The sequence below is a fragment of the Pseudomonas folii genome, from assembly GCF_014357575.1.
Lineage (GTDB): Bacteria > Pseudomonadota > Gammaproteobacteria > Pseudomonadales > Pseudomonadaceae > Aquipseudomonas > Aquipseudomonas folii.
The window spans coordinates 22404-35450 of record NZ_JACONW010000052.1 but is presented as its reverse complement, the minus strand read 5'-3'; the positions used below and the strand labels follow the sequence as shown (position 1 = coordinate 35450).

The 13047-nt window shown below is 57.6% G+C and carries 10 protein-coding genes; 4 read left to right on the top strand and 6 right to left on the bottom strand.

Features of this window, described 5'->3' with window-relative positions:
• The 6 genes from H8S59_RS12945 to H8S59_RS12920 form a co-directional block, all read right to left on the bottom strand.
• Positions 1 to 779: ABC transporter ATP-binding protein (locus tag H8S59_RS12945; protein WP_187521661.1), on the bottom strand; the 779-nt coding region annotated here is incomplete at its 3' end.
• A complete protein-coding gene (locus H8S59_RS12940) occupies positions 776 to 1861 on the bottom strand; it encodes a FecCD family ABC transporter permease (protein WP_187521660.1) in 1086 nt (361 codons plus the stop codon). The genes H8S59_RS12945 and H8S59_RS12940, both read right to left, overlap by 4 nt.
• A gap of 9 nt (positions 1862 to 1870) precedes the next feature.
• Positions 1871 to 3016: an ABC transporter substrate-binding protein gene (locus tag H8S59_RS12935; protein ID WP_187521659.1), complete on the bottom strand. Its 1146-nt coding sequence runs from the start codon at positions 3014 to 3016 to the stop codon at positions 1871 to 1873.
• Positions 3017 to 3461: 445 nt separating this feature from the next.
• Entirely contained in the window at positions 3462 to 5258 is a 1797-nt protein-coding gene (locus H8S59_RS12930) for a methyl-accepting chemotaxis protein (protein WP_187521658.1), read from the bottom strand.
• 142 nt (positions 5259 to 5400) lie between these two features.
• Positions 5401 to 7095: a sensor domain-containing diguanylate cyclase gene (locus H8S59_RS12925; RefSeq protein WP_095102142.1), complete on the bottom strand. Its 1695-nt coding sequence runs from the start codon at positions 7093 to 7095 to the stop codon at positions 5401 to 5403.
• A gap of 66 nt (positions 7096 to 7161) precedes the next feature.
• On the bottom strand, positions 7162 to 7620 hold the full coding sequence (locus tag H8S59_RS12920; protein WP_187521657.1) for an NUDIX hydrolase: 459 nt from the start codon (positions 7618 to 7620) through the stop codon (positions 7162 to 7164).
• 478 nt (positions 7621 to 8098) lie between these two features.
• Here H8S59_RS12920 and H8S59_RS12915 point away from each other — a divergent pair, with 478 nt between their 5' ends.
• From H8S59_RS12915 to H8S59_RS12900, 4 genes are all read left to right on the top strand, one after another.
• Complete coding sequence (locus H8S59_RS12915) at positions 8099 to 8662, top strand: TRAP transporter small permease (RefSeq protein ID WP_187521656.1); 564 nt, start codon at positions 8099 to 8101, stop codon at positions 8660 to 8662.
• Positions 8659 to 9939, top strand: coding sequence for a TRAP transporter large permease subunit (locus tag H8S59_RS12910; RefSeq protein WP_187521655.1), 1281 nt, complete (start codon positions 8659 to 8661; stop codon positions 9937 to 9939). Before H8S59_RS12915 ends, H8S59_RS12910 begins: the two co-directional genes overlap by 4 nt.
• A gap of 51 nt (positions 9940 to 9990) precedes the next feature.
• Positions 9991 to 11016 carry a TRAP transporter substrate-binding protein gene (locus tag H8S59_RS12905; protein WP_027900488.1) on the top strand — a complete coding sequence of 342 codons (1026 nt, stop codon included), beginning with the start codon at positions 9991 to 9993 and terminating at the stop codon, positions 11014 to 11016.
• 149 nt (positions 11017 to 11165) lie between these two features.
• Positions 11166 to 12419, top strand: coding sequence for an OprD family porin (locus H8S59_RS12900; RefSeq protein ID WP_187521654.1), 1254 nt, complete (start codon positions 11166 to 11168; stop codon positions 12417 to 12419).
• Positions 12420 to 13047 lie beyond the last annotated feature (628 nt).

Below are 13047 nucleotides of genomic sequence, written 5' to 3'. Positions count from 1 at the left end.
GCTTTAAGCACCGACACCGGATAAATCGCGGTGAAAGCCCCGTCGTCGACGCTGATCGCCCGGCAATCAACCCCATACACATGGGCAAGGTTTTCCGGAGTCAATGTACTGCGCGTCGGGCCGCTGCAATGCACGTGGCCGTGATGCAGCATCAACGTGTCGTCGGCGTAGCGGCTGGCCAGATTCATGTCGTGGAAAATCGCCAGGGTGACGATGTTTTCCTTGCGGGTATAGGCGCTGACCGCATCGAGAATCTGCAGTTGATTGGCCAGATCCAGTGCCGAAGTCGGCTCATCGAGCAACAGAAGACGCGGGCTGCGCACCAACGCCAGTGCCAGGGAAATCATCTGCCGTTCGCCCCCGGACAGCTGCCCCGGCTGGCATTCGGCAAAGCGCTGCAAACCCAGCAGTTCAAGCATTTCACTGGCTTTGCGCTGCGCATCCTTGCCGGTTGCCCAGCCGCGTGCGCTACCGTGCTGAGCGAGCAACAGCAGTTCGTAGGTGGACAGCCTTACGTCCAGATGCGCCAGATCCTGAGCAACGTAGCCAATCAGTTTGGCCCGTACTGCCGCAGATGAACCCAGCAGGTCAATGCCGTCGATGGTGGCCGAGCCCTGCGCTTTGGTCAGCCCGCACAAGCCTTTCATGAACGTCGATTTGCCCGCACCGTTGGCACCCAGCAGCGCCAGGGTACGACCTGCTTCGGCTTTCACCGCCAGCCCGTCGAGGATGGTCCGGCCGTGGATCGTGACGCGATAGTCAGCAGTGGAGAAACTCATCGGGAGGTCAGTCTCCGGTCGCGCAGGATAAGAATGATGAAGAATGGCAAGCCGATCAGCGAAGTGACCATGCCGATGGGCAGCACTGCGCCTGGCACGATCAACTTGCTGGCCAGAGAGGCGAGGGTGACGAAGATGATGCCGCAGGCGATGGTCACGCCGATGGTGAAGCGTTGATCTTCGCCCACCAGCAGGCGCGCCACGTGCGGAGCCACCAGACCGACAAAGCCGATGATGCCGACCACCGAAGTCACCGCGCCGGCCAGCAGCGCAGCCAGCATCAGCATCACGGTGCGAATACGGCGTACCGGAATGCCGAACACTACGGCTTGTTCGCCAAAGCTGCGCAATGCTGTGAGTGCCCAGGCTTGAACCAGCACCACCGGAATGGCAATGGCTGCGATGATCGCGCAGAGCGTGACCTTGTTCCAGGTCGCGTGCAGCAGCGAACCCATGAGCCAGAACACGATGCTCTGCAGTTGATCGACGCTCGCCACGTATTGCACCAGACCCAGCAACGAACTGAACACGAAATGCACGGCGATCCCCAGCAGGGTAATCGCCTGCAGGCCCACATGCCCGCGGGTCAGCAGCAGAATGATGCCCACTGTCAGCAACGAGAACAGGAAGGCATTGCCGGTCACCAGCAAGTCGGCGCCAAACCCTGGCAAGGCATTGCCGAGGGAAAAGTTGAAGGCCAGCGCCAGTGACGCGCCGAAGCCCGCGGCCGAGGAAATCCCCAGCGTGAAGGGTTCCGCCAGAGGGTTATCGAGTACCGTCTGCATCATCAGCCCGGCCAGCGCCAGGCAGGTACCCGCGAGCACCGCCATGAGCGTCATAGGCATGCGCAGCTCCCAAAGGATCACGCGAGTGCTGGCATCTACGCTGTCAGGCTGCAACAGTCCACTCATGGCCTGACCGAACGTCAGTGTCCCTGAGCCGACAATCAGGTCGGCAATGAAAGCCACCACAGCGATCACCAGAAGGCTGATCAGCAATACCGTGCGCTTCCACACGGTATGGGTGTAACGGGTCTGGTAGCTGCTGATGTCGGATGAAGCTTTACCGATAGAGGTCGTCATGGGTGTGGGTCATTTACCAGTAGCAGGCGCAGGGGCGTACAGAATCGCAGGGACTGCCTTGATACCGGTCAGGGCGAACAGCGACTTGAGGCTGGCATCTGCATCCAGCTGTTTAGCGCTGTCCGGGTAGAACGCCTGACTCAGGTTTTCCACTGCCAGAATGTTCCAGCTGCTGGCGTAGAACTGGTGGTATACGCCGTAGACACGACCGTTCTGGCTGGCCTTGAGTTGCGCAAAGCCTGGACGTTGTTCCAGCAACTTCAACTGACGCTGGATGGCGTCGAGCTTGACGTTTTCACCGAAACCAAACGGAGGCGATACGGAGGTATTACCCGGGAACTGGGTGCCCGTCATGACGTACACGTCCGGCTGTTTGCCCAAAACGGTTTCCAGCGTGACGTCGCCCGTCGCGCCCGGCAGCAGTTGCGAACCGAGGTTCACGCCACCTGCCGCCTGAACAAGCTTGCCCCAGTAGACATCGCCGTGGGTGAAGCAGCAGGCCGATGCGCCGCCCTGGCCAGCTTTGGCTTCGACGAACACCAAGGGTTTCTTGTTGTGTTCCTGAGTGATGGCTTCGACTTTAGCCAGTCGGGATTTGTAGAAATCGATGTAGGCCTTGGCTTCTTCTTCGCGGTTCAGCACCTGACCGAGCAGGGCTACGGTTTTCTGGCTGTTGAGCACCGGCTCCAGATCACTGTCGACGAACAGCACCGGAATCTTCAGCGCGGCCAGCTTCTGCGCCACGCCAGCATTTTCCAGCGAAGCCCGGGCGCGGGTCTGGAATACCAGCAGGTCCGGGCGAGCGGCGACGACCGCTTCGAGATTGAGATCACCGTCGTCACCGAACTTCATGTCAGTGGCCTGGTTGGCGGTTTTTGGCCACTGGTTTTCGAAGACTTTCCAGGTGTTGGGGTCGGAACGCTTGATGATGTTGTTCCACGCCACAATGCGCTGAAATGGATCGGCGCGGTCGAGCAGGGCCAGGGTGAACAGATCGCGGCCGTCCTGCAGGACGATGCGCTTGGGTTCGGCGGGAATTTCAACCTGACGGTTGGCAACGTCGGTGACAGTGACTGGATAGGTGGTTGCGAAGGCCAGGGTCTGACCGGCTAGCAGCAGGCTGACGCCGACTGCGAGGTGTTTGAACAGGCGCATTGAATTACCCATACCGAGAGATGAGGACGAATCGGCCGCAGGCAGCACGACATATCCGCCGTAAAAAAGTGCGCACAGGGTAACGGAATTGTTCTCATTCGTCAGGTTTTAGCATCTACACCCGGCAAGGTGCCTCTGACAATTTGAGATGTCATTGTAAGAGCCGAGATTGGCCTGGGGATTGAAATGCATTTTCTGTAGGAGCTGCCCCGATGTCCCTGACACCTCGCTGTCGCTAAGCAAACATAGGATCGGTAGGAGCGCGCTTGCCCGCGATTACGCCAGCACAGACGATATATTCATCGACTTATAGCCAGAATCGCGGGCAAGCGCGCTTCTACATTTTAAAAGCATTTCTCCTGATACGCCGCAATCGCAGCCTTCGGCAGCTCCTACAACATCAATACCTGGCTTGCAGGCAATTTGGTTAGCCAGCAGCCCCCAATCACTCCGCCAACAACACCGCCGCATCAAACCCCATCCGCAGGTTGCCCCAGTGGCGGCCGTCGAAGAAGAAGGGCACGTCGATCTCGGTCATGATTTCGCCGGTGTCGCGCAGGTAGGTCTGGAGCAGGAAGCGTTGGGTGTTGCCCGCGGCACGCAGGCCGATCGGGTCGGAGAACATACGTTTGTTGCGGCACACCGGCAGGTCGATGGCGCGGTCACCGGTCGGTGGTTTTGATACCCAGCTGTTGTTCACCGGGCAGTAACCCTTGCTGTCGACGATGAACGACACCTTGCCGCCTTTGGTGCCCTTGGTCAGCTTGTCGCACTCTTCCTGGCAGACCTGGGCGAAGCGTTCGGTATAACTGGTCAGGTACTGCTTGGGATCAGTGTTAGGGATCAGTTTGTAGTTTTGATCAAACAGGTTCAGGCCGCTGCGGTGCAATTCGGTGAGTCGTGCCTGCAGAATGTCACGGCACTGGCTGGCGCGGGTAATGGCGGCATCCAGCGCACCATGGCCCAGTACAAACTTGCCGAGCATGGTCTGCACGCGCTCGGCAACGCCCGACAGATCCCGGGTTGCAGTGGCTGAGTGCTGCATGCGCTGATCAATGGACTGGCTGTCAGCGTAAATCTGCGTCACCCGGTCGTTGATCCCGGTGTTGCTTTCCGCGAACTGCAGGATGTGTGCGGCGATGTCAGCGAGCTTGCCATTGGTGGATTCAAAGTCGCCGATCATGCTTTCGAAATGGCCGGAAGCACGTTCAACCACTTTCTGGGTTTCCCGGGCACTGTGACTGATTTGCGTGGTTTGCTCGTGGGTGGAACTCACCTCCTGAAGCATGGCGTCGATGTTCTGCGAGATATCATCGGTGGCCTTGCTGACGTTCTGCGCCAGGGTACGCACCTCATCAGCCACCACCGCAAAGCCCCGGCCACTTTCCCCGGCGCGAGCCGCTTCGATAGCGGCATTGAGCGCCAGCAGATTGGTCTGCGACGAAATCTGCTGGATCAGGCCCACGATGGATTTGATGCTCGTCGAACGCTGATTGAGCGCCGAGACCAGAGTGCCGAATTCATTGAGGCTACTGGATATTTCGCTGATGTTGCCGGTGACCTCCAGCAGTTCCGCGTATGAATCGCGAGCCATGCTCAGGTTTTGCGCAGTGGTGCTGGAGATGCCCTGGGTCTGCTGGGAAACCTCCTGAATATTACCGACCGCCATGTTGCTCTGATCCATTACTTCCTTGGCGAAGCGGGCCTGATGGGTGGCGCTGTCGCTGGAGTCGCTGATGTTTTTCAAAGAGCGCGCTGATTCAACGGCGATGTGGACGGTCAGGGCCTGGACGTTGCTGATGATTTCCCGTTGCTTGCCCAGGAATCGGTTGCAGGTGCTGGCCAGCACGCGAATCTCGTCGTGGGTCAGCAGGGGCAAGTCCTTGGACAGGTCGCCTTCACCGTTGGCGATCTCTGCAAGCGCATGGGTCATGTGGGTGACCGGGCGCACGATCAGGTGACGAAAATACCAGACCATGAAGCTGACCATGAACAGCGTAAACAGCGTGCTGAACAAGATGGCGTTGCTGAGCCCGTTCAGGCTGCCTTCGATCTGGCCGAGCAGTGCAGCGTCCAGTTGTGCGCTGCGTAACTGCTGAACGATGTCTGCACGAATGCTCAAGGCAATCCAGTACAGCAATCCACTGACGGCAACCAGCAGAAAAAGACTCGAGAGCTTTTTCGTCAGAGAATCGAAAAACTGCATTTCGATGGACTCATACAACGCCTTGAACATCCCCATGCCGCTGCTCCTCCGAAAAACTAATAATTATTCTTTAATAGGTAATCGTCGACCGCTGAGGCCAAAGCTTTAACCTGTTCCGTTACGGGCAACTGTAAACAGACGCGATCCAGCCAGGTTGTCAGCGATCTGACAGATATTCTTATATGTCTATGGTGGCCTTGCTCGCCACCCTGTTTCGGCCTGACGCCTTGGCGTGATAAAGCTGCTGATCAGCCCGTTTGATCAGTGCCGTTGTATTGGCATCTGCGGTATCTGCCAGCCCGATACCAATGCTGACGGTGATTTGCCCAACCAGGTCAAAGGTCGCCTCGGCAACGGCTTTGCGAATCCTTTCTGCCACAACTTCCGGGCTTTCCGCACCTTCAGGCTCTGGCAGCAATACGGCGAACTCTTCACCGCCGTAGCGGGCCACGAAGTCGCTGGCGCGGGTGTTTTCCTGAATGATTTGAGCCAATTGATGCAGCACGTCGTCACCGGTGGCGTGACCGTAGGTGTCGTTGACGTTTTTGAAGTGATCGGCGTCGATGAACAGGAGGGCGAAGGGGCGGCCGCTGCGTTCAAACAGCTGGTTGCATTCGGCGAGCTTTTCGTCGAAACGGCGACGGTTATAAACACCGGTCAAGGCGTCGTGGGTCGCCAATTTCAATAGCTCGGCATTGGCCTGGGTGAGGGCGGCAGTGCGCTGCTCGACGGTGGCTTCAAGTGACGCATTGGTGTCTTGCAGCTCGCGTTCCTTGTTCAGCAGCGATTCGGTCATGCTCTGAATGGACTGGCCCAGTTGGGCGATCTCCCGGACCGAATGCGCCTGAGGGAAATCGGCACCGGGTTGTTTGGCCTGGACCTGCTTGGCAGCCTTTGCCAGTTGTTCGATGGGACGGCTCATATACTGCGCCAGGTAATATGCGACCAGGCCAAATGCCAGTGCGGCGGCAACGCCCAGTATCAACAGCTTGTAAAGCAGGATCCGCGCAGGCTCCAGAGCGGTAGCCAGCGGCTGGCGAACGACGATGTACCAGGCCAGATTGGCGGAAGGTGGCGTCGGTACTTTCAATACGCTGGACAAGTAGTCGGCGTCTTCTGACCATTCCGGCGCGTCGGCTGGCTTCTCGCTGGTGGAAAGTCGCTGAGTTGCAAGCAGCTCGGGGTGCTTTTGGCCGATCATCTGTTGTGGGTACAGGACTGCGCCATCGCCATTGACGATCAGCACTTCAAGGTCAGCGGTGACACCTTCACGCAGAATGGCCGATTCGACAATCCGGGTCATCCAGTTCCAGTGCACATGGGCGCTGAGGACGCCGACCACAGTGCCGTCAGCCGTGCGGATTGGTGCTGCAAAGTCGATGAAGCGCAGCAGTTCGCCACTGGCATTGGCGGGCAACAGCTTAGCCAGCAACACCGCTTCGTGAGGATCGCCGGTATACGGTCCTTGAAGTCCGGCCTTGAACCACGGGCGTTCGAGCACGGACTGGTTGACCAGCAGGCCGTGCACTGCCTGTCGAACATTGCCCCTGGTATCAGCGACACCCATCCACGCGTACTCGGAGTGAGACTGGGTGCGCAGCTCCATCGAAGGCAAAATGTCCGGGTCATCCAGGTTGCCGCGAACCAGATGGGGCTCCCGGCTCAGCAGGAATATCTCAAGCTGACGCTCACGTAGCTGAGTGCCGAGCATCATTGCGGCTGACTTGGCGGTGCTTAGCAGAGAGCTGCCACTGGCCTGTTTGATTTGTTCGGTCGCGATATGACCGACATAGAAACCCACGCTCAGCAAGGCGAGCAGCGACAGTCCGGCGAACCAGAGTGTCAGATGGCTGCGCAGGCTGGCTATTATCATGGGTGATGTCTGGCTATATGGAATCACGGCATGTTATGCGCAAGTCGGGCCAGCCGCCAGTGGCTTTTAGTGATGCGCTAAAGGCCCCGGGGTTACGTTTCCAGGGTTGCTCAACAGATATTCCCTGAGCCGATGCTGAAAATGCGGTATAGCCGAGGTATTCGCCAGGAAAGCCTCTATCGTGGTGACCGCCCAGCGCTGCCCTTCGGTGCCGAAATGTATGTTGGCAAATGTTCCGGGCAGAACGTGTGCCACGAAGAACCAGGTATCCAGGCCACCCAGCCCTTGGCCCGGATAAACCCGAGCCCAGACGATACTTTCGGGTGCAATGGTCAGCCCAAATTCTTCCTCGGTCTCACGCAGCGCGCACGCCAGCGGCGCTTCTTCCCCCTCGCGACCACCCCCGGGTAGGTCCCAAAGGTTCGGCCATGGGATAGAGGGCTTGTCGTCTCGCTGGTAGCTCAGAATCAAGCCGTTGCAGAGAAGGGCGATTTTAGCGCCGGAGAACGGCGGATGGCTGGGCATGTGTTGTGGCCTGTTGAGGGGGCATAGAGGATCAACGGACTTCATGTGGAAAAAATAATCGATAATCGCACGCTTTTATATTTCCTGAGTCGTGCTGCTGTCATGCCTTTACTATGCTTTTTTGAAGAAAATAGCGTCGGTTAAGATTGTTTTCGACGCGATTCAAGACGGTTTCATACGCAGCGTTATGAATTGAGCGTTGATGATCGACGTTTTTGCGTATTGACCGAATTAACCGGTTAGTACATTTTCCATGTCACAAACTTCGGCCGTCAGAGCCGAAGGACAATAAAAACAATGGAGACATCCTCATGCGACCGCAATTGCTCGTTCTCGACCCCTCTCTCTGTGCTCGACTGTTGACCCCAACGGTAACCGCTCGCAGCGTTTGCGTATGCGCACCTCAGTCCGGTCCAGACCGGTAACTGCGAGGCCAGGTCTAGCGCGTCAGGTTTCGGGTTTCCGCGAGGCAATAATAATGAAAAGAATAGTCGACCTGTATTTCAAGCTGCTCAAGTTGCTCATCGTGCTGTGCATGATTGGCATGCTTGTGCTGGTTTTCGGCAACGTGGTGCTCCGTTACGCCTTCAACTCGGGCATCAGCGTGTCGGAAGAACTGTCGCGCTGGCTGTTCGTCTGGATGATCTTTCTCGGTTCACTCGTAGCGCTCAAAGATCGGGCACATATGGGCTTCGACAGTCTGGTACGTCGTTTGCCTGCGGGTGGCAAGCGCTTCTGTCTGGTGATCGGCCATGTGCTGATGCTCTACATCTGCTGGCTGATCTTCAGCGGGAGCTGGCAACAAGCGGTTATCAATCTGGATGTGGTCGCGCCAGCGTCGGGTCTGTCCATGGCGTTGTTCTATGCGGCCGGGCTGGTCTTCGGTGCCTGTGCTGCGGTCATTCTGTTGTATGACTTGTACCTGGTGCTGAGCGGCAAGCTGGCGGACGAAGAGTTGGTGATGGTCACTGACAGCGATGCCGCCGAGGACATCAAGCATATCCGGACCCCGGCATCGACCTCTGAGAGAACTCACCCATGACTCTGGTTATTTTTCTCGGTTCGCTGATCGGCACCATGGCGCTTGGCATTCCAATCGCTTTCGCCTTGTTGCTGGTCAGTGTCGCGTTGATGGTGCAGCTCGATCTGTTCGATGCGCAGATCATCGCCCAGAACCTGCTCAATGGTGCCGACAGTTTCCCGCTGATGGCCGTGCCGTTCTTCATGCTGGCTGGCGAGATCATGAACGCGGGCGGTCTGTCCAAACGCATCGTCAATATCGCAATGGCCCTGGTGGGACACAAACGCGGTGGTTTGGGTTACGTGGCCATTCTGGCTTCCTGCCTGCTGGCTTCCCTTTCGGGTTCTGCGGTGGCCGATGCGGCGGCGCTCGCGGCACTGTTGGTGCCGATGATGGTGCGTGCCGGGCACAACCGGGCTCACTCGGCGGGCTTGATCGCAGCGGGGGGGATTATCGCCCCGGTCATCCCACCAAGCATCGGTTTCATCGTGTTTGGTGTGGCATCCGGCGTCTCGATTTCCAAGCTGTTTCTGGCCGGGATCGTCCCGGGGCTGATGCTCGGCGCGTCGCTGGCGGTGGCTTGGTGGTTCGTCTCCCGCAAGGAAAATATCGAGCCGCCTCCCAGGCAGAGTGCCGCGCAAATCATGCGCGCCTTGATCGAGGGTCTGTGGGCGCTCGGCTTGCCGCTGATCATTATCTTCGGCCTGAAGTTCGGCATTTTCACGCCGACCGAGGCGGCAGTGGTCGCTGCGGTGTATGCGCTTTTTGTCGCGTTGGTCATTTACAAGGAGTTGAAGATCAACCAACTGTACGACCTGATCCTTTCATCCGCGAAAACTACGTCGGTGGTGATGCTCCTGGTCGCTGCAGCCATGGTCTCCGGTTGGCTGGTAACGATCGCCGAGTTGCCCGAGCAACTGGCTGGCGTGCTTGAGCCGTTCATGGACAACCAGACCATTTTGTTGGTCGTCATCATGCTGCTGGTGATTGTGGTCGGTACCGCCATGGACATGACCCCGACGATTCTGCTGCTGACTCCCGTGTTGATGCCCGCGGTGGTCATGGCCGGTATCGATCCGGTGTATTTCGGCGTGCTGTTCATGATCAATTGCGCCATCGGCTTGATCACGCCGCCTGTGGGCACGGTGCTGAACGTGGTGTGCGGTGTGTCCAGAATCAGCATGGATGAAATCATCCGGGGCGTCTGGCCGTTCATGCTGGCCCAGTTTGTAGTGCTGTTTCTGCTGGTGTTGTTCCCTTCGCTGGTGCTTGTACCGCTGAAGTTTTTCACCGGCTGATGTCGGTGCGCATTCCCGTAACTCGACTCTAAAAACAATATGGAGAGTGACATGCAAAAACTGATGAAAACCCTGCTGGCAGGTGCCTGCGCCACAGGCCTTTTGCTGGGCAGCATGGCCAGCCACGCAGCAGAAATTCGTGAGCGAACCCTGCGCTTCGCGTTCCAGAATGTGCAGGAGCATCCCCAGGGGCAGGGCGCGCAGAAGTTCGCCGAACTGCTGGCCAAAAGCAGTGGCGGCAAGATCAAGGTCAAACTGTTTCCGGGCGGCACACTGGGTGGTGACGTCGTCACTGTCTCCGCGCTGCAAGGCGGCACCCTGGACCTGACCGTACTCAACTCCGGCATCCTCGCGGCGCAAGCGCCGGACTTCGCCATGCTGGACTTCCCGTTCCTGTTCAACAACGTCGAGGAGGCTCACGCCGTTATCGATGGTCCCGTCGGACAGAAGCTGGCCGCACAACTGGACAGCAAAGGGCTGGTCAGCCTGGGTTACTGGGATCTGGGGTTCCGTAACGTGACCAACAGCAAACACCCGATCAACAAACTGGAAGACATGCAGGGCCTCAAGATCCGCGTGATCCAGTCGCCGATCTATCTGGACACCTTCAACGCGCTGGGTGCCAATCCGGTTGCAATGGCATTTCCTGAGGTGTACACCGGCCTGGAACAGGGTGTAATCGACGGTCAGGAAAACCCGCTCACGGTGATTCAGGGCAGCAAGTTTTACGAGGTACAGAAGTACATCTCAACCACCGGCCATATTTTCAATCCGCAGTCTTTCATCATTGGCCAGAAGACCTGGAACAAGCTCAATGATGACGAGAAAAAGCTGGTTAAAGAGGCGGCTGTAGAGGCTCAGAAGTATCAGCGAGAGGTCACCGCGAGCAGCATGGCGAGCGCGCGTGGCTATCTTGAGCAGCAGAAGAACGTCGCGGTGAACGATATTTCTGCCGAAGAGAAAGATCGCTTCCGCGAACGCGTTCAGCCGGTGATCAAGAAGTATTCGGAAAAACTGGACGGGAGTCTGGTGAAGCTGATGTACGACGAAATCGCCAAGGTGCGGGCCGGGCAGTAAACTCCACGGCTTGCGTCAGGAATAGCTTCAGGAAATAGTGCCGTCACGAAACACCCGTGACGGCCAGCAGATAACTTTCCATCGGTCATGCGGGCCTATCAAGGGCGCGCATGGCTGTGCACGTCCAAATGAAAGTGGGGATAACAAAAATGGCTAAATTAAATACCCTTGCAGCAAGCGTTCTTGGCTTCAGCACCACCGCACTGGGCCTTTCGCTGATTGCGCCGGGGGCGGCAACGGCTGCCGGTTTCGTCGACGACGCCAAGGTCAATCTGGGCCTGCGCAATTTCTATATCAATCGCAATTTTGTCGACCCTTCCAACCCGCAGAGCAAGGCGGAGGAGTGGACCCAGAGTTTCATTCTGGATGCGAAGTCCGGCTTCACCCAAGGCGTGGTGGGTTTTGGTGTTGATGTGCTGGGCCTTTGGTCGGTCAAGCTGGACGGCGGTGGCGGTACTTACGGCACGGCGTTGCTGCCACGCCACAGTGACGGACGTCCGGCGGATGATTTCGGTCGGTTGGCGGTGGCGGGGAAGGCGCGTATTTCCAAAACCGAGTTGAAGGTGGGGGAGTGGATGCCGGTATTGCCGATCCTGCGTTCCGATGACGGTCGCTCGCTGCCGCAGACCTTTCAGGGCGCGCAGATTACCTCCAATGAAATCGACGGCCTGACCCTTTATGGCGGACAGTTCCAGGGCAATAGCCCGCGTAACGATGCCAGCATGGAAGACATGAACTTCGGTGGCGGCGTGTCTGACCGGTTCAACTTTGTCGGCGGCGAATACAAGTTCAACCAGAACCGCACCATGGTCGGTTTATGGGGCGCGGAACTCAAAGACGTTTATAACCAGCAGTATCTGCAACTGGTTCACAGCCAGCCTTTGGGTGACTGGACGCTGGGTGCGAATCTGGGCTTCTTCAAGGGCGGGGAGGACGGTCGGGAACTGGCGGGTAATCTCGATAACAAGACGTACTCGGGGCTGTTCTCGGCCAAGTATGGCGCTCATGTGTTCTATGTGGGGCTGCAGAAAGTCAGTGGCGACACGTGGATGCGGGTTAACGGCACCAGCGGCGGCACCCTGGCCAACGACAGCTATAACGCCAGCTTCGACAATGCCGAAGAGCGCTCCTGGCAACTGCGTCACGATTATGACTTCGCCGGGCTGGGCGTCCCGGGCCTGACCCTAATGAACCGCTACATCAGTGGTGACAACGTCAGAACGTCGGCCACCAACGATGGCAAGGAATGGGCGCGGGAAACCGAACTGGCCTACACCATCCAGAGCGGTGTGCTGAAAAAGCTCAACGTGAAATGGCGCAACTCCACCATGCGTCGTGACTTCAGCAACAACGAGTTCGATGAAAACCGCTTGATCATCAACTACCCGTTGTCGATTTTGTAACGATACAAATATCAGATTGGACTGCAGTTCTCCCATGGGAGCGGTTGGGCTGCATTCCGGCTTGTCTTTCGCCTGAAACACCGCCTCCCGAATAAATTCGGTCCTACCGATTTTGCGTTTTGCTTGGGTTACCGGTAGGAGCGAATTCATTCGCGAGAAGGCCGTTACATCCACAGCCCGTTTGTCGCCTGAAACACCGTCCTCCCGAATGAATTCGGTCCTACCGGGTTCTGCGTATTACCAGGTCATTGGTAGGAGCGAATTCATTCGCGAGAAGGCCGTTACATCCACAGCCCGTGTGTTGCCTGAAACACCGCCCTCCCGAATGAATTCGGCCCCACAGGATTCTGCGTATTGCCAGGTCATTGGTAGGAGCGAATTCATACGCGAGAAGGCCGGTACATCCTCCACCTGAGTGTGCCTGAAACACCGCCCTCCCGAATGAATTCGGTCCTACCGGGTTCTGCGTATTGTCCAGGTCACTGGTAGGAGCGAATTCATTCGCGAGGAGGCCGGTACATCCGCAACCTTAGTGTCGCTTGAAACACCGCCCTCCCGAATGAATTCGGTCCTACCGGTTTCTGCGTATTGCCCAGGTCACTGGTAGGAGCGAATTTATTCGCGAGGA